Origin of the sequence: Proteus penneri, from assembly GCF_022369495.1 — a bacterium.
GTDB lineage: Bacteria > Pseudomonadota > Gammaproteobacteria > Enterobacterales > Enterobacteriaceae > Proteus > Proteus penneri.
Map to the genome: position 1 here is coordinate 3,050,617 of NZ_CP059690.1, position 26,972 is coordinate 3,077,588.

General features: G+C 37.7%; 29 protein-coding genes. 10 read left to right on the forward strand and 19 right to left on the reverse strand.

Annotated features, from left to right (window positions below; all coding sequences use genetic code 11):
- The first annotated feature begins 208 nt into the window (after nt 1-208).
- From H1225_RS13735 to H1225_RS13765, 7 genes are read left to right on the forward strand one after another with little or no spacing between them, the layout of a single operon-like run.
- Nucleotides 209-1,288: a hypothetical protein gene (locus H1225_RS13735; RefSeq protein ID WP_161727403.1), complete on the forward strand. Its 1,080-nt coding sequence runs from the start codon at nt 209-211 to the stop codon at nt 1,286-1,288.
- Nucleotides 1,289-1,338: 50 nt separating this feature from the next.
- Complete coding sequence (sctF, locus tag H1225_RS13740; protein ID WP_006536302.1) at nt 1,339-1,593, forward strand: type III secretion system needle filament subunit SctF; 255 nt, start codon at nt 1,339-1,341, stop codon at nt 1,591-1,593.
- A 24-nt stretch (nt 1,594-1,617) separates the two neighbouring features.
- Nucleotides 1,618-1,899: a type III secretion system inner rod subunit SctI gene (sctI, locus tag H1225_RS13745; RefSeq protein WP_006536303.1), complete on the forward strand. Its 282-nt coding sequence runs from the start codon at nt 1,618-1,620 to the stop codon at nt 1,897-1,899.
- Between the two features lie 2 nt (nt 1,900-1,901).
- Complete coding sequence (gene sctJ, locus H1225_RS13750) at nt 1,902-2,672, forward strand: type III secretion system inner membrane ring lipoprotein SctJ (protein WP_161769651.1); 771 nt, start codon at nt 1,902-1,904, stop codon at nt 2,670-2,672.
- Nucleotides 2,647-3,213 carry a hypothetical protein gene (locus H1225_RS13755; protein ID WP_006536305.1) on the forward strand — a complete coding sequence of 189 codons (567 nt, stop codon included), beginning with the start codon at nt 2,647-2,649 and terminating at the stop codon, nt 3,211-3,213. Before sctJ ends, H1225_RS13755 begins: the two co-directional genes overlap by 26 nt.
- The gene (locus H1225_RS13760; RefSeq protein ID WP_161724082.1) at nt 3,194-3,883 is read left to right on the forward strand and encodes a type III secretion protein; all 690 of its coding nucleotides are present in this window, start codon (nt 3,194-3,196) and stop codon (nt 3,881-3,883) included. The genes H1225_RS13755 and H1225_RS13760 overlap by 20 nt, the downstream gene beginning before the upstream one ends.
- Nucleotides 3,873-4,334: a hypothetical protein gene (locus H1225_RS13765; RefSeq protein WP_072064455.1), complete on the forward strand. Its 462-nt coding sequence runs from the start codon at nt 3,873-3,875 to the stop codon at nt 4,332-4,334. Before H1225_RS13760 ends, H1225_RS13765 begins: the two co-directional genes overlap by 11 nt.
- On the opposite strand, the gene soxR is transcribed toward H1225_RS13765, so the two are convergent.
- Nucleotides 4,335-4,784: a redox-sensitive transcriptional activator SoxR gene (gene soxR / locus H1225_RS13770; protein ID WP_006536309.1), complete on the reverse strand. Its 450-nt coding sequence runs from the start codon at nt 4,782-4,784 to the stop codon at nt 4,335-4,337.
- A gap of 109 nt (nt 4,785-4,893) precedes the next feature.
- On the opposite strand from soxR, the gene H1225_RS13775 reads away from it, so the two are divergent.
- Genes H1225_RS13775 through H1225_RS13785 form a run of 3 tightly spaced genes read left to right on the forward strand, consistent with a single transcriptional unit; the run spans nt 4,894 to nt 9,559 of the window.
- A complete protein-coding gene (locus H1225_RS13775; RefSeq protein WP_109400105.1) occupies nt 4,894-5,316 on the forward strand; it encodes a DoxX family protein in 423 nt (140 codons plus the stop codon).
- A 46-nt stretch (nt 5,317-5,362) separates the two neighbouring features.
- Nucleotides 5,363-6,469 (forward strand): efflux RND transporter periplasmic adaptor subunit, encoded by a 1,107-nt coding sequence (locus H1225_RS13780; protein ID WP_109848155.1) that lies wholly within the window; start codon nt 5,363-5,365, stop codon nt 6,467-6,469.
- Between the two features lie 12 nt (nt 6,470-6,481).
- The gene (locus H1225_RS13785; RefSeq protein WP_239739197.1) at nt 6,482-9,559 is read left to right on the forward strand and encodes a MexW/MexI family multidrug efflux RND transporter permease subunit; all 3,078 of its coding nucleotides are present in this window, start codon (nt 6,482-6,484) and stop codon (nt 9,557-9,559) included.
- A gap of 70 nt (nt 9,560-9,629) precedes the next feature.
- Here H1225_RS13785 and H1225_RS13790 read toward each other — a convergent pair whose 3' ends face one another.
- The 18 genes from H1225_RS13790 to H1225_RS13875 form a co-directional block, all read right to left on the reverse strand.
- Nucleotides 9,630-10,931 carry a protein-tyrosine phosphatase family protein gene (locus H1225_RS13790; RefSeq protein ID WP_239739198.1) on the reverse strand — a complete coding sequence of 434 codons (1,302 nt, stop codon included), beginning with the start codon at nt 10,929-10,931 and terminating at the stop codon, nt 9,630-9,632.
- Nucleotides 10,932-11,139: 208 nt separating this feature from the next.
- Nucleotides 11,140-11,466, reverse strand: coding sequence for a DMT family transporter (locus H1225_RS13795; protein ID WP_004245856.1), 327 nt, complete (start codon nt 11,464-11,466; stop codon nt 11,140-11,142).
- Nucleotides 11,467-11,546: 80 nt separating this feature from the next.
- The gene (locus H1225_RS13800; RefSeq protein ID WP_006536318.1) at nt 11,547-11,963 is read right to left on the reverse strand and encodes a DMT family transporter; all 417 of its coding nucleotides are present in this window, start codon (nt 11,961-11,963) and stop codon (nt 11,547-11,549) included.
- A gap of 35 nt (nt 11,964-11,998) precedes the next feature.
- A complete protein-coding gene (locus tag H1225_RS13805; RefSeq protein ID WP_109848151.1) occupies nt 11,999-12,703 on the reverse strand; it encodes a hypothetical protein in 705 nt (234 codons plus the stop codon).
- 17 nt (nt 12,704-12,720) lie between these two features.
- Nucleotides 12,721-13,308: a phosphate propanoyltransferase gene (locus tag H1225_RS13810; RefSeq protein ID WP_373273826.1), complete on the reverse strand. Its 588-nt coding sequence runs from the start codon at nt 13,306-13,308 to the stop codon at nt 12,721-12,723.
- A 56-nt stretch (nt 13,309-13,364) separates the two neighbouring features.
- Nucleotides 13,365-13,856: a BMC domain-containing protein gene (locus H1225_RS13815; RefSeq protein ID WP_109848150.1), complete on the reverse strand. Its 492-nt coding sequence runs from the start codon at nt 13,854-13,856 to the stop codon at nt 13,365-13,367.
- A gap of 13 nt (nt 13,857-13,869) precedes the next feature.
- Nucleotides 13,870-14,820, reverse strand: coding sequence for a choline TMA-lyase-activating enzyme (gene cutD / locus H1225_RS13820; RefSeq protein WP_006536322.1), 951 nt, complete (start codon nt 14,818-14,820; stop codon nt 13,870-13,872).
- A 100-nt stretch (nt 14,821-14,920) separates the two neighbouring features.
- The gene (cutC, locus tag H1225_RS13825; RefSeq protein WP_161706950.1) at nt 14,921-18,349 is read right to left on the reverse strand and encodes a choline trimethylamine-lyase; all 3,429 of its coding nucleotides are present in this window, start codon (nt 18,347-18,349) and stop codon (nt 14,921-14,923) included.
- Nucleotides 18,350-18,405: 56 nt separating this feature from the next.
- Nucleotides 18,406-19,554 (reverse strand): 1-propanol dehydrogenase PduQ, encoded by a 1,149-nt coding sequence (locus H1225_RS13830; RefSeq protein ID WP_072064465.1) that lies wholly within the window; start codon nt 19,552-19,554, stop codon nt 18,406-18,408.
- Between the two features lie 7 nt (nt 19,555-19,561).
- On the reverse strand, nt 19,562-19,825 hold the full coding sequence (locus tag H1225_RS13835; protein WP_072064466.1) for a EutN/CcmL family microcompartment protein: 264 nt from the start codon (nt 19,823-19,825) through the stop codon (nt 19,562-19,564).
- A 26-nt stretch (nt 19,826-19,851) separates the two neighbouring features.
- Nucleotides 19,852-21,519, reverse strand: coding sequence for an acetaldehyde dehydrogenase (acetylating) (locus tag H1225_RS13840; RefSeq protein ID WP_072069146.1), 1,668 nt, complete (start codon nt 21,517-21,519; stop codon nt 19,852-19,854).
- 73 nt (nt 21,520-21,592) lie between these two features.
- Nucleotides 21,593-21,871, reverse strand: a complete 279-nt coding sequence (locus tag H1225_RS13845) for a BMC domain-containing protein (protein WP_006536328.1) — start codon at nt 21,869-21,871, stop codon at nt 21,593-21,595.
- A gap of 14 nt (nt 21,872-21,885) precedes the next feature.
- Nucleotides 21,886-22,170 carry a BMC domain-containing protein gene (locus H1225_RS13850; protein WP_006536329.1) on the reverse strand — a complete coding sequence of 95 codons (285 nt, stop codon included), beginning with the start codon at nt 22,168-22,170 and terminating at the stop codon, nt 21,886-21,888.
- A 20-nt stretch (nt 22,171-22,190) separates the two neighbouring features.
- Complete coding sequence (locus H1225_RS13855) at nt 22,191-22,469, reverse strand: BMC domain-containing protein (protein ID WP_004249182.1); 279 nt, start codon at nt 22,467-22,469, stop codon at nt 22,191-22,193.
- Nucleotides 22,470-23,199: 730 nt separating this feature from the next.
- Complete coding sequence (locus H1225_RS13860; protein WP_006536331.1) at nt 23,200-23,718, reverse strand: FidL-like protein; 519 nt, start codon at nt 23,716-23,718, stop codon at nt 23,200-23,202.
- Entirely contained in the window at nt 23,718-24,572 is an 855-nt protein-coding gene (locus H1225_RS13865; RefSeq protein WP_161727407.1) for a transcriptional regulator, read from the reverse strand. The genes H1225_RS13860 and H1225_RS13865 overlap by 1 nt, the downstream gene beginning before the upstream one ends.
- 26 nt (nt 24,573-24,598) lie before the next feature.
- On the reverse strand, nt 24,599-25,186 hold the full coding sequence (locus H1225_RS13870; RefSeq protein ID WP_006536334.1) for a TetR/AcrR family transcriptional regulator: 588 nt from the start codon (nt 25,184-25,186) through the stop codon (nt 24,599-24,601).
- A gap of 474 nt (nt 25,187-25,660) precedes the next feature.
- Complete coding sequence (locus tag H1225_RS13875) at nt 25,661-26,935, reverse strand: bifunctional O-acetylhomoserine aminocarboxypropyltransferase/cysteine synthase (protein ID WP_239739199.1); 1,275 nt, start codon at nt 26,933-26,935, stop codon at nt 25,661-25,663.
- Between the last annotated feature and the right edge of the window lie 37 nt (nt 26,936-26,972).

A 26,972-nucleotide genomic window follows, 5' to 3' on the forward strand; every position in this document is an offset into this window, starting at 1 on the left:
TGCATGTTCTTCGAATAATACCATCAATAATTAGTGATAAAAATGTATAATTAAAGCAGCAAGTTTATATTTTACAAAATATTTTTATAAAACACACCTTAAATTAGCAAATAAAAAACCTGTTCTTTTTTTTAAAAAAACATTTCAATATTGAAGACCAATATTAATTCACACAATAAATAGGCACGATAACTTCTAGGATATATTTATGCTTTATTATTTATATATTTTGAATGGACCATTAAAGTATACAAAAATATCATTAATTCCAAATGAATATTCAATATCAACATACAACAAGAGAAATAAAATACATAATAATGATGCAAATCAGATTTACATTCCATGCAGTGATGAAGAATTGGTTAAAAAAGTGAATGTCAAACTAAAAAATACAGAAGAAGATCAAAGTACATTAGTTATAGAAGAGAGTGTGATAGCGAATGAAATAGGTGTTGAAATGGATATATATTTTAATAAACCTATTTATTTTAATAATATCCCTATGTTTTTAATTAGTAAAAATGATAACTTGGAAAAAGAGCTATTAGTATTTAAGAATAAATCATCTAACATTACCCCCCGAAAAAAGATAGCCATTATATTGATAACAGTTATCTTTTTTTCATTATTATCTATTTCATTTTTATTTTTTAACAAAAAAGAAATTAACAACATCATACCAGAACCAACGTTATCAGTAGAAAACTATCACTATTTTTTAGGTTTAAAAAATCATTATTGCCTCTATGACGATAGCGCGCCTGAATGGGTTAAAACAAACAATAATAACAGTCGATATTCATATATAGATATTAAAAAATTAAATCTTATCTTTAATAAAGAGAGTAAAATAACAAACAATATTATAATTAAAAATAATTCAAATCCAATAATATCTTTTGTTTATCATAATAATCATGAAAAAGATAAAATCAGTTCAGTTATTCAACAACAGTTTTCTACCTTTTGCCAACCAACTATCAAAGCCATATCTATTCCTAGTTTAATTGAAGAGGTAAATACACTCTCTTTTATAAAAAAAGTCAGTTATCAAATAAAAGAAGATAAGAATGGGATCACGTTTATATTTGATGATGTTTTGAATAAAGAAAGCAAAATAAAATTTGAGCAATTTATAAAAAAACAAACCTTTATTTTTGGCAGAAAATTTATATTTTACCGTGAGAGTATAGGTAATCCTGATTTAATCAATAAAGCAACTTTACAAGAAGAGAACGGATATATTTTTATTGATAGCCAACACCGTTATTTTCCCAAGGGATAATATTCGGATTTCATTAACATAAAATCATAAATATTCAGAGGATTAATATTATGGCAAATAATTCAGTGACCGATGATGTAAGCTCAATTAAAAAAATAGACGATTACTTTCAAGACCCAGTTAAAAATCAAAGTGATGCATTAAAATCAGCACTTGATGCTTTAAAAGCAGATACCTCGAATGCCGCCGCATTAGCAGACTATCAAGCAAGGTTAGCTGAATACAATATTACACGTAATGCTGAATCAACATCGATTAAAGTCGTTAAAGACTTAGCGATGAGTATTATTGGTAATATGCGTTAATTTTAAATTATATAAAGGATATTTATGGCTATTTTACCTGTTTCTACAGTTAATTTATCTGCGTTATCTGAAACTACAGATAATGAAGATTCATTATCTTCAATAATAACAAAAAATATTGCCAGTAGTTTTCAGTATGAAACTCAAATACATGAAAAACTGGCAACATTAAGTCAGCTTTCTGATGTTCATAGCTATACCAAGCTACAAACCACGCTAAATGATTATACCATTACCATGAATTTAGCCAGTACCTTGGCAAGAAAATCATTGAATATCGTAGAAACCCTACTAAAGGCGCAATAGTGATGAAAACCAGATATTTATTAAGCATGTTATTATTTTGTCTGGTTTCACTATTAACTGGGTGTAAAGAGCAGTCATTATTAACCGGTCTGAATCAGCGTCAAGCAACACAAGTGCAAGCTGTATTACAAAAGCATCAGATAACCAGTACCCAAACCGCATTAGGCAAAGGATTATTTGATGTGTCAGTTAAAAAAGAAGATGTTGCTGTCGCGATTCAAATATTGGAACAGTATCAATTGCCTAGTAATACGCGGGTTGAAATTACCCAAATATTTCCTTCTGATGCATTGGTGTCTTCACCACAGGCAGAAAAAGCACGGTTAATTTCGGCTATTGAGCAACGATTAGAACAATCATTACTCACCATTGAAAGTGTTATCGATGCAAGAGTACATATTAGTTATCCTATTTCCCCCTCAGAGCGCATTATTCCTTCTCCTCACGCATCTGCCATAATTTTTTATGAAGACAGTGTGCCTGATGCAGAACAACTTGGTGAAGATATTCGCGCTTTTATTCATAATTCCTTTAACGATATGAATGAAGATAATATTACTGTTCTACTTTATCCACGCAATATCAATAAATTAAATGTATTAAAACCTCTCACTACTGATGAAAATAGTGCTATCACTTTTAATTATTGGTGGTTGTTAGGTCCACTTTTTATTGGCTTACTGTTCATTACAATATTTATTTTTATAAAGTATCGCCAAAAAAAGCTGATGATGAAGGAGAAAAAAGATGACATTCTCTCTTCAACAGTTTGAGAAAATTTCTACCGTGATGTATGAACCATTACAATACATTCACCCAGACTATAAAACAGTAGCAACTCTCGATGATAAACTTATTTGGCAGCAATTTGCTAATTATCAATTAATTAAAGAACATAAACTGATCACTGAAATAGACTGCGATATAGAAACCGACCTTGTCGCCCAAAAACTATTTACTCAATGGTCGTTATTACCTCAATGTGCTCTATTTTTAGGTTATTTTTACTCACCTCAATATATTTTACACTCAGGTGATTACTATCAACTGCCATCATCATTGCAAGCGTTTCTCTCTTTAAGACCAGTCATTTTGATAAATGAGGAAAATAAAAATGATAATAACGAGATAGCCCCTATCACAATAGGTTATCAATTATTATTTACTTTTATTCACTCTATTTCAGTCGCATTAGCACAACGGTTTAAACTCTGTTTTCCTATAAATCAGTCCCAATTAGAGTTATCAACGGATTTATCTTTATCACGCTCACTTTTTCTTTTGGTGCTTAATTATGCTGCGTTCTGTGCATGAAAAACTGCTAGATTATACCTGTGAAGGGGTGCTTATTCGCGCCCGTTATATCCGACAATTGGATAATATCCATAAAATAAATCTCGCGACAAAAAATAATGCGAAAAAACTTATTCGCGATACTGAGAAAAAACTTAAATTACATCATGATGCTGTGGTTAGGCAAGGCTATAGCGAAGGACTGAAAGCACTATTGGGAGATATATTAACCTTGTTCTCTCAGTATCAAACACATTTATTCAACTATGAAATAGAACAAAGAGAGTTGATCACAAGGACAGTTGCTCAATATTTCCAGTCACCGGATATGCAAATAGAACTAACAAAACAACTTATTGCCGCAAGCCCTTTTGATCATAAACTCACACTTAATATTCCTAAAACCTTACAACCTTATTTAGAAGAAACACTGAGTGATCAAAATATTGAATTAATTCCCCATGATAATACGACAATTTCTGTCAGCGCAGGATCACAAATCCTTTTCTTTGATCCTCCTCTTTTTATGCAAGATCTCAAATCTCAATTTCATCGGCCTTATACTGAAAAAAATCAACTCGCATTTTCTCAAGATCTTAAAACGCGTTTAATTGATTATATTCAACAGTTTGAATTATTAGAAAGCCAAGATGAAAATCAAACTCAAAGAGACCTCCCTAATGAAGATTGATCCTTCCTATACACAGCCACTATCTCATTTATCTTCAAGAATAAATACAGATAAAACAGAAGCAATAGAGAATCAACCAGTGCCCCTTCCTAGGGCTACAGAAAGTGATATTTTAGCGCCTTTTCTTAATCGAGATTTTTATCAGCAATTACAAGATCAAGGCATCAATGATACAAAGGCTATCCTTAATTTCCTAAATCAATATGATGTTATGAATGATGGTAATCAAACACTTAAAGAGAATCGCCAACGAAGCATATTAATGTATGCGCATCAACAGAGTGTATTAGATGATACAGAAAATAAAGAGACTATTAATCAAGCGCTTATTTCATTTCTTTCTTACCAAGGTTTCTATCACCAATTCACACTTGATTTACTGGGTATGACTGATAACCAAGAAGACTATGAGGGATTTTTCAAACCAGATAGTGCATCGTTTTCATTTTGATTATAGGATCTGAGGCCCTGCCCCCTTTTCACCTAAAATATCATCAGGATTGCGCAACGGACAATCACTCAATGATAAACAACCACAGCCAATACAGTGGTCAAGCCCGTTACGTAATCGTTTAAGACGGCGAATGCGTTCATCGAGTCGCACTTTCCAATCCGTTGATATTTCGTGCCATTGTTCTGCCGTTAATTTACTATTTGGCGGGTACTTTCCCAATATTTCTTGGATTTCTTTTAATGGAATTCCCGTACTTTGGGCCGCCTTGATAATTGCCACATAGCGCAATACAACTGGTGGATAACGCCGCTGATTACCTGCACTTCGATAGCTTTCTATCAATCCTTTTTCTTCATAAAAATGTAACGTTGAAATCGCAACACCACTACGTTTTGCTACCTCACCGACGGTAAGTGCTCTATTGAAATCTATTTTCTCTTTTTTCATTCTTTCCTCTTGACCTCAACTTAACTTGAGGTTTTATAGTCCTCTCCTCTCATGAAGTCAAGTCAGTGGGATACCGACTTTTGTATTGAAGATTATTGAGGATAGAAAAATGCCTAATTCAATTGCACGTATTCTTGAAAGCCGCGCTTTATGGTTTATCGCCAGATTACTCATTCTTGTTTTATTTCTCTCCTCTGGTTTTGCCAAGGTGTTTGATTACCAAAATAGTTTGGCTGAGATGCGTGCAGCAGGATTAACTCCAGACTGGTTTTTTAATATTGCCACTGCGATCGTTTTATTTTCAGGTTCTTTATTAGTCCTTTTCGATCGTTATTTATGGCTAGGTGCTGGAGCGCTCGCTGTTTTCCTATTTTTGACCATTGTGATTGTACATACGTTTTGGAATATGACGGGAGATAAGGCCATGTTGTCGATGTATTTCGCAATCGAGCATACCTCTGTTATTGGAGGATTAATCACTACGGCAATGGCAAGTCATTTCAGAGCATTATGGAAAAAAACTGACGCATAAAAACGATAAAAAATATAAAAATAATCACTATGGAAACAACAATAGTATGAATAAAAAACTCACTCTCACGGTATGTGCCTCACTCTTTTTAATCAGTGCTGGTGCAATGGTTTATGCAACAACATCATCTGATGAAGATGCATCTCAGCAATTCGCTTATCCACCCACTAAAGTGGCATTAGCAACTGTACAATCATCAAAATTACCAAACAATATGCAAGGAGTTGGTGAACTAGAAGCCGCGCGCCAAGTCTACTTAGCCGCTGAAACCAATGGTCGAATTGCTGTGATTAATTTTGAGTCAGGGCAAACTGTTAAAGCAGGTCAAGTTTTAGCTAAATTAAATGATGAGCCTGAACAAGCGGAATTATTGCGTTTACAAGCACAATTAACTAACGCGGATAAACTCTACTCCCGTACAAAACAGCTTTATAGTAAAAATGTCGCAGCAGCTGCACAATTAGACAGTACATTATCTGAGCGCGATATGATTGCCGCATCCATTCGTGAAGTAAAAGCGCGAATTGCACAGAAAGCAATAAAAGCGCCTTTTGATGGCATTGTCGGGATAAAACTTGTTCATGAAGGACAGTACCTCAATGCGGGTGAACGTATTGCATCTTTAGTCGATGCGAGTCATTTAAAACTCAATTTCTCACTTGATGAACAAGCTGCTCCCAAAATTTCCGCAAAACAGCCCATCAATATCGAGGTCGATGCTTATCCAGAGATGGTATTTACAGGCTCTATTAATGCCGTCGATCCTCTTATTGGTCCATCTCGCACCGTACAAGTACAAGCTGTTTTACCTAATACCGATAACAAATTAAAAGCGGGCATGTTTGCTCGTGTGCAAGTTACTTCTCCAGATAGTCCTATGGTATTAACCGTACCAGAAACGGCAGTTACTTATACTGCCTATGGAGATACCGTGTTTGTAGCGCAATCTGACAATCAAAAAAACCTTATCGCTAAGCGTGTCTCTGTGAAAGTTGGATTGCGCTACAACGGCATGATTGAGATAAAAGAAGGCTTAACCCTTGGTGATCAAATTGTCTCATCTGGCCAAATTAAATTAAGTGATGGCATCTCAATTGAACCTATTGAGCAAGATACATTAGCGCTAGCTCAATCTGCGACAACAAAACCATAACGGGAGTTAATAATGAAGTTTACCGATATTTTTGTTCGGCGACCTGTTTTGGCATTAGTTGTTAGCACATTGATCTTGTTACTGGGTGCATTTGCATTCAGTAAGCTACCCGTTCGCCAATACCCTATGTTACAAAACTCAACGATTACGATCGCAACAGATTATCCTGGTGCATCGTCTGAGTTGATGCAGGGATTTGTAACTCAGCCAATTACACAAGCGGTTTCCTCTGTTGAGGGAGTTGATTATATTTCTTCATCTTCAGTACAAGGTAAAAGCTTAGTTACCGTCAGAATGGAATTAAACCGCGACCCTACTCAAGCCTTGACGCAAGTAATGGCTAAGGTAAATCAAGTTCGTTATAAGTTGCCAGAACAAGCTTATGATCCGGTAATCGAGCTTTCATCAGGAGAGTCTACAGCCGTAGCTTATGTGGGGTTCTCAAGTGAACAGCTTTCTATTCCTGAACTCACAGACTACCTTTCTCGCGTTGTTGAACCGATGTTCTCATCCATTAATGGTGTTGCTAAAGTGCAAGTATTTGGTGGTCAACAATTGGCCATGCGCTTATGGTTAGATGCAGATAAACTGGCTGGTCGCAACTTAACAGCGAGCGATGTGGCAGAGGCTGTTCGCCGTAATAACTATCAAGCAGCACCCGGTAAAGTAGAAGGCGAGTTTGTCATTGCCAACGTTTATGTCAATACTGATCTCACTAATGTCGAAGAATTTAAAGACATGGTTATCATTAATGATGGTAATAATCTTGTCCGCTTACGTGATATTGGTACCGTCGAGCTAGGTGCTGCGGCCACTGAAACTAGCGGTATTATGAATGGTAAAAAAGCGGTATTTTTGGGTTTATTCCCGACACCAACAGGTAATCCGTTAGTGATTGTTGATGGCATTCGCGAACATCTTGTTGATATTCAAAAAACCTTACCGCCGAGCGTCGATGTAGAACTGGCATTTGAAACTTCACGTTTTATCAAAGCCTCTATTAATCAAGTAGTACAAACCTTAATTGAAGCGATTTTAATCGTTATCGCGGTTATTTATCTCTGTTTGGGATCGTTCCGTTCTGTTCTTATTCCTGTACTTGCCATTCCGTTATCAATGTTAGGTGCTGCCGGATTAATGCTTGCCTTTGGTTTTAGTATCAATTTGCTCACTTTGCTGGCAATGGTTTTAGCCATTGGACTTGTGGTAGATGACGCGATAGTGGTTGTTGAAAATGTTCATCGCCATATTGAAGAGGGATTATCACCTGTTCAAGCCGCTTTAGTGGGGGCAAGAGAAGTAGCCGGCCCTGTTATTGCAATGACCATAACGCTAGCGGCTGTTTATGCTCCGATTGGTTTAATGGCTGGATTAACGGGCGCATTATTTAAAGAATTTGCCATAACACTGGCAGGTAGTGTGATTGTATCCGGTATTGTGGCATTAACACTATCCCCCGTGATGAGCTCATTAATGCTAAAACCAAAAGAAAATGAAGGCAAAATGGCTAAAATAGCCGAGTATGTCTTTGATAAATTAGCTCATCATTATGGTTACATACTCAATTTTTCGTTAGCTAATCGCTGGTTAACTGTTATTTTCGCCTTAGCTGTATTTGTCAGCTTGCCGTTTTTATATAGCCAGACAAAACAAGAGCTAGCGCCTTCAGAAGATCAGGCGAGCGTTTTAACCGCGGTAAAAGCACCACAACATGCAAATCTTGCCTATGCTGAACGATTTAATCAAAAGCTTGATGAAATTTATATGAGTCTGCCTGAAACAGACAGCACTTGGATAATTAACGGTACAGATGGGCCTTCAGCCAGCTTTGGTGGTATTAACTTTGATGGTTGGGATTTACGTGATCGCAATGCAGATCAAATCCAAGCTGATTTGCAAAATCGCGTCAATAATGTGGAAGGTACCAGTATTTTTGCTTTCCAATTAGCTTCTCTACCCGGCTCAGTGGGTGGATTGCCTGTACAAATGGTGTTACGTAGCCCATTAGGTTATCCCGTTTTGTTTGAAACAATGGAACAAATCAAACAGCAAGCAAGAGAAAGCGGTTTGTTTGTCGTGGTGGATAGCGATTTAGATTACAACAATCCCGTTGTTCAAGTTGCCATAGACAGAGCTAAAGCCAATAGTTTAGGCATTCGTATGCAAGATATTGGTGAATCACTTTCACTATTAGTGGGTGAACACTATATCAATCGCTTTGGTATGGATGGTCGCTCTTATGATGTGATCCCACAAAGTGTACGCCATCAACGCTTAACGCCAGCAGCACTTGCAGGGCACTATATTCGTACTCAAGATAATGTGTTAATTCCATTATCAACCGTTGTGAATATTACGACTCAAGTTGAACCGAATAAACTGACACAGTTTAATCAACAAAACGCAGCTATTTTCCAAGCGATCCCCGCCCCCGGCGTCACGATGGGACAAGCGGTCGCTTTTCTTGAAACGGTGGCAGATTCATTACCCGCAGGTTTTAGTCATGATTGGCAATCTGATTCTCGCCAATTTACCCAAGAAGGAAATACACTAGTCTTTGCCTTTATTGCAGCACTTATTATTATTTACTTAGTGTTAGCTGCGCAATATGAAAGCTTGGTCGATCCTTTGATTATCTTAGTTACTGTACCGCTATCAATTTGCGGCGCATTAGTCCCTCTCGCTTTAGGGATGGTGACACTAAATATCTACACTCAAATTGGTTTAGTCACACTAATAGGGCTTATCAGTAAGCATGGAATTTTAATGGTGGAATTTGCTAATGAATTACAAGTTCATAAAAATCTAAACCGTCGAGATGCCATTATTGAAGCAGCAAAAATCCGCTTACGTCCTGTATTAATGACCACGGCGGCAATGGTTATTGGGCTCATTCCACTTTTATTTGCCAGTGGTGCTGGAGCGAATAGTCGCTATGGATTAGGGCTGATTATTGTGTCGGGCATGTTAGTCGGCACCCTGTTCACGCTATTTGTATTACCAACGATGTATAGTTTCTTGGCGCGAAACCATCAAATCAGCGCTCAAACTGAGCGTCAAAAACAGTTGCTGCAAGTCAGTGAGCAGTAAAACTAAAAAATAATAAACAGTAATGTCATAAAGCTAATCCCCATTGTGAATGCAATGGGGATTTTATTTATTAATGGGAATTATTTTTTAATAATGGAATACGGTTTGCTAAAGCAAATACTGTTAATTCTGCAAGTTGTCTAATTTCATACAATGCTAATGGTGTTCTTTTTTCTCTCACCTCATGCACCATTTCTTCTAAACTTGTTTTGTGTTTTTCATCAGGTGACATATTCATCATTCTTTCAACGAGAAGCATTTCCATCGTTCTTCCAATACCACCAAGGCAGTGAACTAAACTATTTGAATTAGCAGATAAACCTATTGTTTTTTGTATAGAACAAAGTGCCATTTTTAATTTAGTTGCATCTACTTCGGTATGATCTTTCCAATTAGGAATATGAACAAAATTTATTTCTTGAGTTCCCTGCGGGGAGGTTACGACCTTGGGATAAATATTATAGTTCAATATATAGTCTTTATTTTTAACAAATTTATTCTCCTTAGAGGGGTGCTCTTTTACATTTACATCATTATAACTTCTGTTATTTTTGAAATATTTTACATTATTAACTTTATATTTAATATCATCATCTGATGCGAGAATATAAACAGTGTCAATTTTATTTTGTATCAGAGAGTTTAAATAATTCCCCATGTTTTTTCCATCACTTTTAGGATATTGCGAGGCAACCCTTAAAGCGTTATCTTGAGTACCGCTAATTATATTAGCCGGTAGTTTTTCATTATTATATTTTAATAGGTTTTCATTACATAAATTCATTTCAAACTTAGAATTATCTATTTTTTCATATCGATAAGATAAATACTTATTTGAAATTAAATTATTAAATAATGTCTCACTCGTATTTAAAATATCCACTATACCTAAGGTGTCACTTTTTAGTTTACTGTTTAGTTTACTGTTTACAGCCGCTAAAAAATCCGAAACATTAGCTCTACTCTTATTACCATTCTCATCAAAAACATAAGCTGTAGGTTCTAAAATACTGTATGATTTTGTCTGAATAGGTACTTGTGTATTCAAATGTAGTGAAATATTTTTTAATTTTCTAAGTGGTAATTCTGGCGGACTATTCACTTTAACGTTCTTAGGTGGTAAGGCTGGCGGACTATCATCACGACTTAATTGATTATATATTTGTTGAGTTTTAGTCGTATTATGTAATTGAGAAACTCCCTCGGTCATCGTTCTTTTTTCTGGAACAGGTGTATGCAATTTTTGACTGGTATTATTAATATGACTAATACTATTATGAGAAGTATTCTCTTTTTTAACATACTTCGTTTCTAAATCTCTATTTATTTTATCAAGATTTGGACGGCTAAAAAATTTAAATATTGAAAACATATTTGACCTTTTTATAAATTACATTTAAATAAAAAACCGCCAAATTTTATCCTTATTAAAAATTTTAAATATAGAAAAAACATCTTTTCTAACTAATGTTCATTTTAAGAAAGAGAAAACATTCAATTATAAAATGCCGATACTGTTGAAAAACATATCGGCATTTCAATTTAAAAGGAAAAATAAGTATCTAACTCATATGATTATCTTACATAGTAGAGAATGTATTCATAATTATCCCGCCAGAGATAATCAATGCCATAGAGAATATGGCTGGTAAATCTGGTTTTTGCTTATATAAAATCATCGCCACTAAGGTCACACCGACAATACCAAATCCACACCATAGTGAATAAGCAACACCAACAGGGATATATCCCATTGCGCGTGTTAAGGCGAAATAACAAATACAGTAAGCAGCAATAACTAAAACAGAAGGGGCTAATTTACTAAAACCGTTGGTTTTTTTAATCATTGACGTACCAGTGATTTCAGAACCAATAGACAGCGCCAGCCATAAGAATCCGGTAAACATAATTGTTATCCTTATTTGTTTTAATAAAATAACTATTATTAAAAATAGATTTATTAAAAAATATTTATCAAGAAATAGACTTATTTATTAACTGGCGATGCAGTTTGTTTAATATTAGAGGTTTCAGTTGTTTCTTCTTCCTCTTCTTCAGAACCCATTTTCGAGAAGAGATTCATAATCACAATACCACTGGCAATAACAGCCATACCGATTATGGCCGCAGTATCAGGATGTTGGCCATAAAATGCCATACCTAATGTTGATACAACTAATATGCCTGTACCAGACCATGTTGCGTAAGCCAAACCAACCGGAATATTTTTTACTGCACGCGATAATGAGTAATAACAAATAACATAAAGAACAACAATTAAGCCTAATAATAATGTTTTAGTGGTACCCTCACTATTATCAAACATTTTTAAGGTAGAGGTTGCTGAGGTTTCTGAAATAATAACCGCCAACATCCAAAGCCATGATTTTGCTTTTGGGGACATAATAAGACTCCTGAGTTATCAGATATAGTTTAATATTAATTTTTTAAGCTTTTTAAATATTCAATAGCAGAATCCGTCAATTTATCTTGCGATAAATGATATTCTCCAGGATTATTCATTACTTCATTTAAAGTAATATAGCGATTATTATTCTCTTGTTTAATTTCAGGTTTATGTTCAGGTTTAGCTTGATGGTTAATATCATGGTTTATTAAATTAGCTTCAACATTATTTATAGAATGAAACATAATCCCCATTGATTTTAATCGGCTAATATTTTCCTGAATAAGCAGGTTGTATTCTTTATTTTTATTTAAACCTAAAATCTCATTTAATTCACTTTCTGGTTGGCAAAAATAAGGTAATGCTATAATAGGAATATTTTTAGCAAGCGCAGAATGAATTAATTTCCCTTCTTCACTGATAAATAGACCATTAATAATCTCTCCCACCAGCTTTTTATCGAAATAAGGAATGAATAAAGCGTGATAAGAAGATAACGTATTAATATCAAACTCACCCGCGTTATACATTTCTCCTAGATGACGCCATTTCGACAAATCATGACTGACTTGTGCCTGTGCTGTGACAAAAAGAGAAAATCGAACATGAGAAAATGTGTTGATACGCTGACAGATTTCATCTTGGTATCCCGGTGCAGGTGTAAGTGCTAACAACACCGACTTTTTCATTCTTTTTTCTATTTCAGCCACTATCCTTTCAATTAACAGATGGTCCATTACGTCACCTCATTGTCTTAACTGACAATAAATACGCTATCGTTGTTACGAAGCCCTGCCGCATTGGCCTCATCAGTATCTATATGAAATTCTAAAGAAAACTTCTCACTGACACGAACAACGACTTCATCAAAAATCAGGCTACGCTCACCTTCTGTTTTTACATGTACCTTTTGACCATTCGTAACGTTTAACATTCTGGCATCAATTTCACTCATATGAATATGGCGTTGTGCGCAAATGACTTGTTCTTTTAATTCCACATGACCCGCAGGCCCCATTAAAACAGCATTGCCAGAACCAACTAAATCACCCGATTCACGTACTGGTGCTTTTATACCTAATGCAAAACAGTCAGCTTTTGAAATTTCTAATTGGCTTTGTGGACGAACTGGCCCTAAAACACGAACTTTACTGATCGAACCTTTAGATCCCACAACAATCACACACTCTTTTGCTGCAAACTGACCCGGTTGTTTCAGATCTTTAAACGGAGTGAGTTGATAACCTTTGCCAAATAATGCTTCAACATCTTGTTGTGAAAGATGCACATGTCGATTAGAAATACCAACAGGGATTGCCATTCCTTGCGTCTCTCCCGACATCACGCCGTGAACAGGCAAACGAGAGAGGATTTTTCCCATGAGTTGTTGATTAATCATTATTTTTTACCTTTACGGCCTTCTGGTTTGATCTCTTTCTTACTGCTTTGTACTTTGTCTGTCGTAGCTTTAGTTTCAGCGGCAATATTTTGAGCCTGTAAATCTGCAACAGCTTTTGCAGCCTCTAGCTTCTCAACGTCGTTTTTAACAGGGTCTTCAACGACTGCTTCAAGTGCGGTTTCTTGCACTTTTTCAGCAATAGCGGGCGATTTTTTCTTACTTTTTATTGTCAGTAATTTAGTAATAACGCTTGGCTCTGGTCTTGCAATAACCAACGAGCCAATAACCAGCTCTTTTTGGCTAACCACATCAACACCATGATCAACCGCCGTTCTTACTGCACTGATCTCGCCTTGAAAACAGATTGATACCAACCCAGAGCCTACTTTTCGGTATCCAATAATTTCCACGTTTGCCGCTTTACAAGCCGCATCTGCCGCCTGAATGGCTGCGGTTAATCCTCGTGTTTCAATCACACCTAAACTGTTCATCTTTCTCTCCTACTTAATGACGGACAAGACGGATATCGAAATCAAATTTCTTAAAGAAGGCTTCTAAGCTATCTAGCTCTTCTGGCGTATAACTTGGATCGACTTTTATTGGATAGATCATCTCCAATTTTTCGTACTTATTACGTCCAAATTGGTGATAAGGAAGAATATCGATGCGCTGAAGATTACCGCGTTTTGAGAGCTCCATGGCGTAGTTAATCGCACCAGTGATCGCATCATAAGAATCGTTATAACCTCGCACTAAAGGCATACGAATAACCACATTGGCACCGAGATCCATTAAACGCTCTAGATTACGGCGGACATTCTCATTACCAATGCCAAACAACGCTTTATGCTGAGCAGTATCAATGTGTTTAATATCAATCAGAAATTGATCAACGACTTCCGCTAATTTTTCATAATTCGCCACGTTAGTGGTCGCTTGAGTCTCCACAGCGGTATTGATCATCATCTTTTTACATTCTCGTAAAAGCGCAACCGCGAAATCAGTTTGTAAACTCATTTCACCGCCACCGATTGTGACACCACCCCCAGAAGAGATGTAAAAGTCATAATCTTGCATGATGATTTTCATTAACTCAGAGACAGAAACATCTTTTCCCATAATATCAAGCGCATCAGAGATACAGACCTCTTCACATTTACGACAACCGATACAATCGACGCCACGATCAACACGGTGAACTTGCTTACCATTTTCATTGGTTGTCATGTAATGCACACCCGCAGGACAAACATCAACACATTTACCGCAATCTACACATTTGTCGTGAGAGTACATCACTTGAAATTCACTGCTGAGACCTTCTGGATTGGAACACCAAGGGCAGCGGATATTACAGCCTTTTAAGAAAACGAGAGTACGAATACCATCACCGTCATAAATAGAGTATTTCTGGATATTAAATATCCGACCTCTTGTTTCTGCCGCCGTCTCCATCTTTACGCCTCCAAATCTGCATCAAACATCCCTGTTCGATAAATTTAAATCTTATCTTGTCGATTAAAAGGGATAGCCTGCGCCATCCCTATGGCTATGATTAGAATTTCTCAATCACAGTACGACTGATAATTTCATCCTGAACTTCTTTACATAATTCAACGAAGTAAGCACTGTAGCCAGCAACACGGACAATTAAGTCACGGTATTTTTCAGGCTCTAATTGCGCTTTTTTCAGTACTTCATTATCAACATAGCTAAATTGCATCTGGCCGTTACCCAAAATGGAAGCCGTTCTTAATAAGGTAATTAAACCTTGACGACCTTCATTGGTATCTAACAATCCCTTCAGGAATTTGAAGTTATGAACCATACCAATATTCATGGTTTCAACATTCATTTTACTGATTGATTTAATAATCGCTGTTGGGCCATGTTTATCCGCGCCTTGCGTTGGACTGATCCCATCTGATAATGGTTTCCATGCCAAACGACCATTTGGTGTAGCCGCGGTTAACTCGCCAATTGGCGTATTATTAGAGATAGATAGCGTGCCATGACTGAATGTGGAGTAGAGCATCTTATATTTACGACATTCACGCTCAGTCCATTCCGTAATATCTAATGCATATTGGTCAACAACATCGTCATCGTTACCAAATTTCGGTGCATTTAAGCAGTCACGTAAAAGCTCATCATGACCTTCAAAATTGGCTAATAGACCGTCACGAATTTGTTCTAAGGTGTATTTTTTATCTTCATAAACTAACTTACGAATAGCAGCCATTGAGTCAACATAAGTCGCTAAACCGGAGAAGATCAGACCTGGACCATGGTTAACCATTGCACCACCTGCGGTCACGTCTTTACCTTGCTCCATACAGCCTTCAACCAATAGAGACATTAATGGTTTCGGTGCAACATCGCGGTGAACACGTTGGCTGATCACCGTACCAATTGCAGATAAACGAATGATATGTGCCACTTGTTCTTTTACAGCGCGATCAAAATCTTCATAAGTACGCAGGTCACGTAAATCACCTGTATCTAGACCTTGATAGCTATCAAACAACACCATACGACCGCGGTTTAATACAAACTCAATCGCAATAGGCCATTGGGTGTAACCCGTTGATGTCCATTGATAAATACGGCCTGATTTTTGTGGTTCAACACAACCCATCAAGCAGTAGTCACGCGCATCTTCAAAATCGAAGCCTTTACGCAACATCATCTTGATATGAGAATCATCGAAGTGACATGCAGGGAAGCCCATACCCGCTTTCACCACATCAACAATTTTTTCCATATATTGCTGTGGAGATTGGTTATGAATACGACATGCAAGTGAAGGTTGATACACTTTCACAAAGCGCACAGCATCCATAATTAAGTAAGTTAAGTCGTTACATGCATCGCCACCAGAGCGTTTTTGTCCGCCAATGGTTAAGTTGATAAATGGCTGATAACCTGCGAAATATTTCGCACCTAACTCACTCGACATCCACATTAACTCAGCACATTTGATGATAAAGGCTTGCATCATTTCCAGTGCTTGTTCACGCGTTAAACGGCCTGATTTGATGTCGTTTTCATACATTGGGAAGCAATATTGATCTAAACGACCTAAAGAAAGACCCGTTTGGTTCTCTTCAACTTCAAACAGTGACTCAACTGTCCAGATACTTTGCAGTGCTTCTTGCAGTGTTTTAGGCGGGTTAGCTGGTACGTTTTCGTTGACTTGAGCAATCGTCAGTAACTCTTCACGACGTTGAGGATTGCTCTCTTTTGATGCTAATTCACGCGCATGCTCTGCAATGCGGTGAGCGTAAGCAATCACACCTTCACAGCTTTCAATCGACGCTTTATAGAAGTAAATACGATCGATATCAGCAGGATTTTCCATACTTAATTCAGCTAATTTAGCTTGCGCATCAGCTTTAATACCGTTCATACCTTTGGTGAATAACAGAACGTCATAACCTGGGCAAGTATCGCCACCACCATTGATTTGGTGATAAGAAAGATCACTGACAAAGGTTTCACCACTAAATTCCCACACTCCCGCTTCGCGATATTGAGCTTCACAGATCTCATCTAAAGAGCGCCCTTCCCAAAATGGAACAATCTCTTCACGAATAACTTTTTTGTCTTCTTCTGAAATTTGGAATGGATCTTGTGGACGCGTGCTCATAGTATCGAGTTCATCACGAACCCAACGCCATGCAATATCAGGAGAGAAAGCGCCAGCACGCGGTTTTCCACAAGGATGTCCAACAATTAGCTCTTCATCTTGAATTAAGATAGGTGCGGTTTCACATGCACGACGGAATGCTTTAGCGCGCAGTAAAATGGGTGGTAACCCTGGGTTATTACGGACAATTTCAGTAAATGCTAATGCTCTATAAATGGAGACACTTGGACGTGCTTCTAAATAGCGATTACGTAAACGTTGTAATCGAGGTGTTAAACCTTCCATTACTTTGAATTCGCCAGCATCCACACTAGGTGCAACAAAGTTTGCAGAAGGTGCAGCGTATTGAGGCTGTGAATTCGCACGACCATTATATAAACGTACTTGCAGTGAACTGTGTAAGGTTGACAGATTAGCGCGAGCTGATAACAGCATCTCTGACAGTTCGTTAATACTGACACGTGGATCGTTGATATCAACACCTTGCGTCATTGCATCAAACATTGGATAACCATCAATTTCTTTGGTCGCACGTACTTCGGAAAGCTCTGCTAATTTCAGCCATACACTTTCAATAATTTCATACGCTTGTGCTTGTGTTAAACGACCTTGGTCTATATCACGTTGATAGAATGGATAAATTGCTTTATCAAATCCCATTGGATTAATGGCATAGCTACCATTTTCCAGATGTAAGACTAATTGCAGCAAATAGAATACTTGAACCGCTTCTTTAAAAGTTTCTGCGGGTTTTGCAGGGACTTTACGTAATATTGCTGCGCTATCTAATAATTCAGCTTTACGGTATGGATTACCTTCCATTGCGGCTAAATTTTCTGCTTTTGCAGATAGAATTTGTGCAAAATATAGTGCTGCATCACATGCATAAATCGCTGATTTACAGTAATTAGCTTCATCCATACTGCTACGATTTACGGCACTGCCAATGCTTCTAATTCTGTCTTCAAGCTGTGCTTTGATTGCTAAGAAACCTTGGTTTACCACCAGCATGTAATCTGGTGATGCAATGCTATTGTTAATACTTAAGAAACGGTAAATAGAGTCGCTACGCACTTCTTCTTCAGTGTGGAAAATCGCGCCACGTGGTGTTGATGACTGGCTACCGATAATCAGTTCATCTTGTGCAATGTAGCTTGGAAAATGGCGGATAAACTCATAAAAACGTTGCGCAGGTTTTATCGCTTGAGGCACACCTGCAATGCTGTTGTCTAATGAGTCAAAAATGGTTGCACGCTCTGTGCTGATGGAGCTATTACGTGAAACTAAACGTTCTGCCAGCATTTTTACGCGTGGCGTCAAAGAATATTTGGCCATGTGAGGCTCTCCTGATGTTCTTTACTTGACCTAATCGGTATTAATTCGGTTGAGCATTAACTGTGTGATACACCGGCAAATGCCTGACGATACAATGTTTCTAATTGGTGTGTGTTTACGTCACGCGGATTTGTCGGCGTACAGCTATCTCGTAAAGCCTGTCCGACCATTTCCGTTAAACGGGCATAAAAGTCCGCTTCACTGACACCGGTATCGCGAATACTCTTCGGCATACCCATTTCATCTTTCAATACATTAATAGCGACGATTAAACTGGTGACCCCTTCTCTTACCGTATTAGCCGGAAGTCCTAGGCTTTGAGCAAGATAGGCGTAACGTTTTGCTGCTTCGCTATTGCAATCGCCATGAAAATTCGCATTAAAAGCAATAACATGCGTCATCAATAACGCATTAGCTCGACCGTGAGGAACGTGGAAGACACCGCCTAATGCGTGAGCAAGACTGTGTGTAATACCCAGCGAAGCGTTAGTAAATGCCATCCCCGCAATGCAAGATGCGTTGTGCATTTTTTCACGAGCAAATAAGTTGTCGCCTTGATGATGGCAATCAATAAGATGACCAAACACTAACTTGACGGCTTTCTCTGCCATTGCATCAGAAAAATCAGAAGCAGCTTTAGAAACATACGCTTCTAGCGCATGGCAAAGCACATCCATTCCCGTATCAGCAGTAATTGCTGGCGGTACAGACTTCACCAACTCAGGATCGAGAATGGCGACATCAGGCAACATAAACTCATCAACCAAGACCAATTTTTCACTGCGTGATTTGATCACTGAAAAAGAGGTCACTTCCGAACCTGTACCACTGGTGGTAGGGATCGCAATAAATTGTGGTTTTGTTCTGTTGCTCTCTTTACGGGTATGCCAGAGGGAGTACATAACGGCTTTCGCGGCATCAATCACCGACCCACCACCGAGTGCGATAACCAAATCTGGATAATGGGCATCCATGATTTTCATACCACTCACAATGGCTGAAATATCAGGATCTGACGCAACATCATCGTAAACTTGGAACTCGATACCCCGTTGCAATAATTTATCGGTAACTTTATTTGCAAAGCCAAACTTCACCATTGCTTTATCTGTCACCACAAATGCGCGGCGGGCAGTTAACCCAGAGAGAAAATTCAGTGCATTGGTGCCAAACTGAATTTTGGGTTTTATCAGAAACTCACTCATGTCGTTATTACTCCTTACTGTCCCGATAAACCTTCTCAACAATGGCAACCACTGACATCGCTTTGTAACGTTCTTTGTTCAGTGCAAAGTATTCTTCAGCCAACACAATGTCGTTGATACCTGCACCTACACTGTCCACTGCAACATAGGTTTTGTTTTTCAGTGGATTAAGCTCATCATCTAAAGTGGCAATCATTAATAAATTGCTACCTTTAAGTTCTGGGCTTTTTTGTGTCGCTACTACGTGTCCGATTACCTTTGCGAGGATCATGGTTTATATCGCCTTATATCAATGAGTTATTTACTCAGACGTCCGAGAACTTCCTTGATAATGCGTTCCACGTTTTCTTCAGTAATATCACCTTGTTCAATCACTTGTTGCGCGCAAGCACTTACCGTTGTTGCATAAGGAGATGCACCAAAGCGATCATCACCTTGAGTTTGACGTTGTGCCGTAGCACATTCAGCATGAACAGGGGTTAAAGAAGGTGAACGAAAACGGTCATCATCAAGAATGCTGGTCTGGTGATTTGCACTGGAAACAGAGCAAGCAGAAACAGCAGGTTGAGCAGCTTCTTGTGCTAAAGGACAAGGTTGTTTTAACTCTTCGACGGTACGCACGCCATAACCTACTTTACGAATATTCAGTAAGTTCATTGGGCCGACATTGTCAGAGCTAGAACCGCCACCTACAGCCCCACAGCCTAAGGTTAACGCTGGAGTAATATTAGTAGTTGCACCGATGCCGCCTAATGCCGCAGGGGTATTAATCAGAATACGGTTGACCGGTTTTTCTAGAGAGAACTGACGAATAACATCTTCATTTTTGGTATGAATAACTAAGGTATGACCTAAACCTTCATTAGTCAGTAATTGCACCACGCGATCGCACGCTGATTTCCAATCTTCTTCGATATACATTCCTAAGATTGGGCATAATTTTTCGCGTGAATACGGATTTTTAGGTGAAACGGTATCTTGTAATGCGATTAATACACGCGTATTTGCTGGTACACTAAAACCTGCACGCTGACTTAAATAAATCGCATCTTTACCCACGACGGCTGGGTTAATTGTGCCGTTAGCACGCAGCAACATTGAAGCCACTTTAGTTGCTTCTTCGTCATTCATAAAGTAAGCACCTTGCGCTAACAGCTCGCGGTGAACTTCGTTATAAATGCAACGCTCAACGATAATGGATTGCTCTGATGCACAGATAACCCCATTGTCGAATGTTTTACTGGTGATGATATCACTCACTGCTTTTTTGATATCGGCACTGCGTTCGATAAAAGCAGGACCATTACCTGGGCCCCCACTGATGGTTGGCGTACCTGATGCATAAGCGGCACGCACCATACCTTCACCACCCGTCGCTAAAATTAATGACACATCTTTGCTGTGCATTAATTCTTTTGTTGCTTCCAGTGTCAGTAATGTCACACCATCGACAATACCTGCTGGTGCACCCGCTTCTAATGCCGCTTTTTTAACAATTTCTAACGCACGGAAACTGCACTGTTTTGCATTTGGATGCGGAGAGAAAATAATCGCATTACCCGCTTTCAGTGCAATTAGGGTTTTATAGATAATGGTTGATGTTGGGTTAGTTGAAGGGACTAACGCCGTGATAACACCTAAAGGCACGCCAACATCCATGACTTTTTTCACTTTATCGTCATTGATAATGCCAACGGTCTTCATGTCTTTCATATGTTCATACACACGCAATGACGCGAAGGTATTTTTCAGAACTTTGTCTTCCCACTTACCAAAGCCTGTCTCTTCGTTTGCCATTTTTGCCAGCTCTTCTGCGTGACGAGCCGCTTCAAATGCAATGTGTTTTACAATACTGTCGATTTTTTCCTGCGAAAATTTAGCATAAACAAGTTGTGCATTTTTCGCGTTGCGAACTAGCTCACGAGCCAGTTGTCTGGATTGCAAATCTTTATCTAATGCAACCATGTTTTCCCCCATACAGGAGTTAAAAAATTTAGCTGAATAACGTATTTCTTTGCTTTACAGCACGCCTGAATAATTAGGCTTTATGCTGTTGTGCGATTTTCTCGATATCGTTATGCGGTCTTGCAATAACACGAGAAGTCACCACGGTGCCGATACGTTTTGCCGCTTCAACACCTGACTCAACCGCTGCATTGACTGCACCGACATCGCCTTTCACCATTGCTGTCACTAAACCTGAACCGACGTTTTCATAACCAATCAGTTCAACATTGGCTGCTTTGCACATTGCATCAGCAGCTTCAATGCAAGCGACAAGACCTTTGGTTTCAACTAGACCTAGTGCTTCTTTCATATTTATTTCCTTCGTTATTCAGTCACTTTGTACTGGGCAACGATTTTTTGAATATCGTTATGTGGACGAGCGATGACTAATGAAGTCACAACAGTACCAACACGTTGAGCAGCTTCTAAGCCAGATTCCACAGCGGCTTTAACGGCACCTACATCACCTTTCACCATTGCAGTCACTAAACCTGAACCCACATTTTCGTAGCCGATTAACTCAACATTTGCCGCTTTACACATCGCGTCTGCAGCTTCAATACAAGCCACCAGCCCTTGAGTTTCAATAAGTCCTAATGCATCACCCATACGTTCTCCTAAGGCAAAAACTATGCCTTGTGTTTGATAACAATCTTGTTGATGTCATTGTGAGGACGAGCAATCACGAGCGATGTAACAACTTCACCCACGCGTTGTGCTGACTCCACACCTGAATCTACTGCAGCTTTCACTGCGCCTACGTCGCCTTTCACCATCGCAGTCACGAGACCTGAACCCACATTTTCATAGCCAATAAGTTCAACGTTCGCGGCTTTACACATAGCGTCAGCGGCTTCAATACATGCCACCAGACCTTTGGTTTCGATCAGACCTAATGCATCACCCATTTTCATTTCCTCCGAGAAGCCGTTTAACGGTTTACGTTTGCCCATTGTGTCTGCGTGGTGATTTTTTAAACGCAGACGTTGGTTGCAAAATCACTATAACGCGGAAAAACAAAAACAAAATATAAATCCATGATGTTGCAACATATAGAATTTAACTCTGGGATTTAGTGTTTTTTATCTCTCTATTTATCGTTCTATGCTGTTAATTTGTTTTTTTCATCGTTATAAATTTACCCATTCTCATAAAAGATAGATTAAAAAACAGGCAAATTAACTTTGTTAGGAGGATGTTTAAAAGGTGCAAAAAGCCAGTACATATCGGTGGGAAAGATGTGCGGAATATCACTGATAATTCAACGTAAGATCAATAATTGAAAAAGGCTAAATCAAGTCTATATACAAATCGTGCTCTTTTTTTGTCATGACGTCTCTATCAAGGTAAATATTGATGTGCTTTGTATCAGTAGCAAGACACAGAATCACTATTACTACACTCTATTCAAATAATCAGCAGACAACCTGCAAAGAATAAGCGTATTAAACCGTTACTCATTAATGAGCAAAGTGAGTGAACCTCACTGTTATCAATTTTAATTACTGTCATTCAACTAAGCCGATAAGCACTGATAGAAAGAAGAAAGAAGAGAGTTATAAACGAAGGGGATTAAATCAAAAGGTGATTATAATGCACCACCTTTTGATAAAAAGAACATGAGATAAAACGTCAAAGTTAATCGAATTTACTACCCGGTTTTAAGGTACAAATATAGAGAGGTGAATTAAGCGAACTTAATAGTAAGGTTTTCTCATTAAGCTTTTGTGCATTAATAAATAACCCATCATGACTATCTGACATTTCGCGCATAAAATAATCAAAAATAACGTCTGGAGATTCATCAATTGATGATGCACTAGCATCCCATTGGCTAACAAAATAGTGACGTTCTGTCGGTGAAACACGCTTGGTCGTATAATCAAATTTCACATAACGTTGTAAATACAACCACCCTGCTTTTGAAGTGGTATAACCTTCAACAACAATTGATCCTTTACCATTGGCTCCAAATGAAAAATGAATATTACCATTCACATTTTCATCTTCCATATTTTCAAAACGCATAATGCCTTTGGTTGAGCAAACCATGACACCTTCATTTTTAATCGTTAATAATCTTGTTGCTGCATAAGTGGCGACCAAGATAAAAATCAGGGCCGATAAAAAACATAAAAGTTTCCCTGAGATTTTCATTAGTATTTCCAAGAATAGTAAAAGTAATTATCGCAATAACTGAATGGGTTATCTTCGTTCTTTGCACAATGAGCTAAAAATACCCGCCCTAATCCATTTGTTTGTAATTTATCACCATAAAAGAAAACAAATCGCTCACCTTTTACACACTGTAAATTAAGCTTCTTTCTTACCGCGTCAAAATTACGCACATAATTATCACTTACCGCAGAATTAATCATGGCTTCATTAGAAAGTAGCTCACAATCATTGTGTGTTAATGGTGTTAGTGAAATTGGCTTTGATTGGTGTTGGTTAAAAAAGATGATCACTGCAAGAAATACCGCACCTAATAAAAAACCAATGCTGGCTAAATACCAACAAATTTCTGGTTTCTGTGTTTTTTGAAGCGCTTCTTCTTGCGTAGACGCTAAAGGTGTTTGCGTTAAAGATAAAGGTGTCACTGTTTCAACAGCTATTTGATTTTCATCGTTAACTAAAATAGGCGTTTCTTCATTTTTTTTAGTTGAAGGTAATAGCGTTGAATCATCAATCAATTCAACTGAAATATCTGGATTAAACTCTAATCGTCCTTTCGCAATGGTAACAATGATATTTTCAATACCATAATGGCGAAATGTTTTTCTTAATAAACTTAAATATTGGTTTAAATTACTATTTGATGAAACTAACCCATTATCATCCCAAACACGTTTTAATACTTCATCACGATTAACCACTCCAGGGTGCTGAATAAAATAAAAAAGTAACGCATTTGCAGTAATAGAAAGATGTGTATCAACACTGTCTTTTTCTAATGATATCGCGCCATCCGTTGCGTCGTAATAAATTAAGGCATTTATTTTGTATTTCATTGTGCCCTCATTCATCCTGATTAAAATTACTGATTTTTTGTGTTTGCTATATAGTCAAATGTCATCTCAGATAATCTTTCTACTAATGCGTTACGCTCTTCTTGTGAAAGCGTAGGGCCCTCTGTTAATTCAGATAACCAAAGACCATCTGCGGCATAACGAATTAAAGTACCTAAATAACTATTATCTAATTTATCGCCTTTGGCTAAATGGTCTAGCATCCAATCTCGCCAGCATTTACGCATAATAGGTTCATTTGGCATGGCTAAAGACAATATCGCTAATTGGCGACTTTCGTCAGACTGTTTCAAATCAGAAATATAAGTTAAATACGCACGAGAAAAACGCCCTGCTTCAATAGGATCATTTTCCATAATAACTGCAATACGACTATCCATAATACCTAATAGCCGTTTAAATACGGCCTGCACTAATTCCAATTTTCCGGGGAAGTGATGAAGTAGACCACCTTTACTTACACCCGCTTCTTTTGCTACGGCATTTAAAGAAAGAGAGGCTATTCCTTCATTAGCCACAATAACGCTTGCCGCTTCCAATAATTGTTCTTGAACTCGGATGGGGTCTTTTTTTCGGTGATGCGCAGTCGTATTCATGCATAGGATAATACCGACCAGTCGGTATGTTCCTTATTGATCAAAATCAATCACTTTTAGACTCGTACTAATTATCTGTAAATAATGCAGTTGACTTCACATTCCTTTATTTTTAATCAAATTTAATTTAAAAATTTAAATTAATTTACAGTTTTGACCTAGATAGATAAATTAATAATTTGAAGATAAGTTAAATTTGATTTTTATCAAAAATAAAATTTAACTTATTATTTTATTAAAAACAAAAATCAGAAAAAATAAAGAAAACAATACATTATTTGTTTATTTTAAATTAGGATTAATATTCTTTTCTAATTTAACTTTATATTAAATAGACTTCATAATATGATCATCTATTGAAATAAAATCATCAATACTTTATAAAGAAATCTAGTATCAAACAAACTCAGGGTTTTAAATATTAAAAACCTTCTTTAAATAAAGAAGGTTTTAATTCTTAATGTATAACTTTAATTAAATACTGGCTTTTAATGCTTGTTCTAAATCCTCTAAAATATCATCAATATGCTCAATACCAATAGATAGACGAATTAAATCGCGTGAAACGCCTGCCCGTTCTAATTCTTCATCATTTAATTGGCGATGTGTAGTTGATGCAGGATGACATGCTAATGATTTTGCATCACCAATATTCACAAGACGAACAATGAGTTGCAATGCATCGATAAATTTTGCACCCGCTTCAGCGCTCCCTTTAATACCAAAAGAGAGAATACCCGCGGGCTTACCTGACATATAACGTACCGCTAAATCATGTTCAGGGTGATTGTTTAACCCCGCATATTTAACCCATGCCACTTGAGGATGATTCTGCAGATATTCTGCTACTTTTTGTGCATTTTCAGTGTGGCGATCCATACGTAGAGCCAGCGTTTCTAACCCTTGTAGAATTAAAAAAGCATTAAATGGTGACAATGCAGCACCTGTTCCACGCAAAGGCGCAACACGACATCTTGCTATATAAGCAGCAGCACCAAAGTGCTCAACGTAATTTACGCCATGATAAGAAACATCAGGTGTATTTAATATTTCAAAACGATCTTTATGCTCAGCCCAAGGGAATTTACCAGAATCAACAACAATGCCACCAATCGAGTTGCCGTGACCGCCAATATATTTAGTTAACGAGTGGATAATAATATCTGCGCCATGTTCAAAAGGACGACACAAATAAGGTGTTGCAACCGTATTATCAACAATCAAAGGTACACCATGACGGTGAGCAACATCAGCCAATGCTTGAATATCAACAATATTTCCGCTTGGGTTTGTAATAGTTTCACAAAATACCGCTTTTGTTTTGTCGTCAATTAACGCTTCAAGAGCCGTAATATCATCATGGGGAGTAAAACGTGCTTCAATACCAATACGAGGGAAAGTGTGTGCCATTAAATTATAAGTACCACCATACAGCTTCGCGACAGAAACAATATTGTCACCGACTTGTGCAATTGTTTGGATTGCATAAGTAATTGCCGCCATACCTGACGCTACAGCAACTGCTGCGATCCCGCCTTCTAATGCTGCAACTCGTTTTTCTAATACGTCATTGGTTGGGTTCATTATACGGGTATAAATATTGCCGGGCACTTTTAAGTCAAAAAGATCGGCACCATGCTGCGTATCATCAAATGCGTAAGATGTCGTTTGGTAAATAGGTACAGCAACGGCTTTTGTGGTTGGATCAGGTGAATAACCGGCGTGAACAGAAAGTGTCTCAAGTTTCATAGCAATTCCTTTTTTGTTGCATTTGTTCTTATCGTAT

What these genes read in the sequence shown, in the direction of transcription:
- H1225_RS13845 (WP_006536328.1), bottom strand. Translation starts at nt 21,871, where the DNA reads ATGAAAGAAGCACTAGGTCTAGTTGAAACCAAAGGTCTTGTCGCTTGC.
- H1225_RS13810 (WP_373273826.1), bottom strand. Translation starts at nt 13,308, where the DNA reads ATGTCGGGAGAGACGCAAGGAATGGCAATCCCTGTTGGTATTTCTAAT.
- cutD (WP_006536322.1), bottom strand. Translation starts at nt 14,820, where the DNA reads ATGGAGACGGCGGCAGAAACAAGAGGTCGGATATTTAATATCCAGAAA.
- H1225_RS13790 (WP_239739198.1), bottom strand. Translation starts at nt 10,931, where the DNA reads ATGTTTTCAATATTTAAATTTTTTAGCCGTCCAAATCTTGATAAAATA.
- H1225_RS13755 (WP_006536305.1), top strand. Translation starts at nt 2,647, where the DNA reads ATGACATTCTCTCTTCAACAGTTTGAGAAAATTTCTACCGTGATGTAT.
- H1225_RS13795 (WP_004245856.1), bottom strand. Translation starts at nt 11,466, where the DNA reads ATGTTTACCGGATTCTTATGGCTGGCGCTGTCTATTGGTTCTGAAATC.
- soxR (WP_006536309.1), bottom strand. Translation starts at nt 4,784, where the DNA reads ATGAAAAAAGAGAAAATAGATTTCAATAGAGCACTTACCGTCGGTGAG.
- H1225_RS13775 (WP_109400105.1), top strand. Translation starts at nt 4,894, where the DNA reads ATGCCTAATTCAATTGCACGTATTCTTGAAAGCCGCGCTTTATGGTTT.
- sctI (WP_006536303.1), top strand. Translation starts at nt 1,618, where the DNA reads ATGGCTATTTTACCTGTTTCTACAGTTAATTTATCTGCGTTATCTGAA.
- H1225_RS13875 (WP_239739199.1), bottom strand. Translation starts at nt 26,935, where the DNA reads ATGAAACTTGAGACACTTTCTGTTCACGCCGGTTATTCACCTGATCCA.
- H1225_RS13815 (WP_109848150.1), bottom strand. Translation starts at nt 13,856, where the DNA reads ATGAACAGTTTAGGTGTGATTGAAACACGAGGATTAACCGCAGCCATT.
- H1225_RS13865 (WP_161727407.1), bottom strand. Translation starts at nt 24,572, where the DNA reads ATGAAATACAAAATAAATGCCTTAATTTATTACGACGCAACGGATGGC.
- H1225_RS13765 (WP_072064455.1), top strand. Translation starts at nt 3,873, where the DNA reads ATGAAGATTGATCCTTCCTATACACAGCCACTATCTCATTTATCTTCA.
- H1225_RS13870 (WP_006536334.1), bottom strand. Translation starts at nt 25,186, where the DNA reads ATGAATACGACTGCGCATCACCGAAAAAAAGACCCCATCCGAGTTCAA.
- cutC (WP_161706950.1), bottom strand. Translation starts at nt 18,349, where the DNA reads ATGGCCAAATATTCTTTGACGCCACGCGTAAAAATGCTGGCAGAACGT.
- H1225_RS13785 (WP_239739197.1), top strand. Translation starts at nt 6,482, where the DNA reads ATGAAGTTTACCGATATTTTTGTTCGGCGACCTGTTTTGGCATTAGTT.
- H1225_RS13835 (WP_072064466.1), bottom strand. Translation starts at nt 19,825, where the DNA reads ATGATCCTCGCAAAGGTAATCGGACACGTAGTAGCGACACAAAAAAGC.
- H1225_RS13805 (WP_109848151.1), bottom strand. Translation starts at nt 12,703, where the DNA reads ATGGACCATCTGTTAATTGAAAGGATAGTGGCTGAAATAGAAAAAAGA.
- H1225_RS13850 (WP_006536329.1), bottom strand. Translation starts at nt 22,170, where the DNA reads ATGGGTGATGCATTAGGACTTATTGAAACTCAAGGGCTGGTGGCTTGT.
- sctJ (WP_161769651.1), top strand. Translation starts at nt 1,902, where the DNA reads ATGAAAACCAGATATTTATTAAGCATGTTATTATTTTGTCTGGTTTCA.
- sctF (WP_006536302.1), top strand. Translation starts at nt 1,339, where the DNA reads ATGGCAAATAATTCAGTGACCGATGATGTAAGCTCAATTAAAAAAATA.
- H1225_RS13800 (WP_006536318.1), bottom strand. Translation starts at nt 11,963, where the DNA reads ATGTCCCCAAAAGCAAAATCATGGCTTTGGATGTTGGCGGTTATTATT.
- H1225_RS13735 (WP_161727403.1), top strand. Translation starts at nt 209, where the DNA reads ATGCTTTATTATTTATATATTTTGAATGGACCATTAAAGTATACAAAA.
- H1225_RS13780 (WP_109848155.1), top strand. Translation starts at nt 5,363, where the DNA reads ATGAATAAAAAACTCACTCTCACGGTATGTGCCTCACTCTTTTTAATC.
- H1225_RS13855 (WP_004249182.1), bottom strand. Translation starts at nt 22,469, where the DNA reads ATGGGTGATGCATTAGGTCTGATCGAAACCAAAGGTCTGGTGGCATGT.
- H1225_RS13830 (WP_072064465.1), bottom strand. Translation starts at nt 19,554, where the DNA reads ATGAGTGAGTTTCTGATAAAACCCAAAATTCAGTTTGGCACCAATGCA.
- H1225_RS13860 (WP_006536331.1), bottom strand. Translation starts at nt 23,718, where the DNA reads ATGAAAATCTCAGGGAAACTTTTATGTTTTTTATCGGCCCTGATTTTT.
- H1225_RS13840 (WP_072069146.1), bottom strand. Translation starts at nt 21,519, where the DNA reads ATGGTTGCATTAGATAAAGATTTGCAATCCAGACAACTGGCTCGTGAG.
- H1225_RS13760 (WP_161724082.1), top strand. Translation starts at nt 3,194, where the DNA reads ATGCTGCGTTCTGTGCATGAAAAACTGCTAGATTATACCTGTGAAGGG.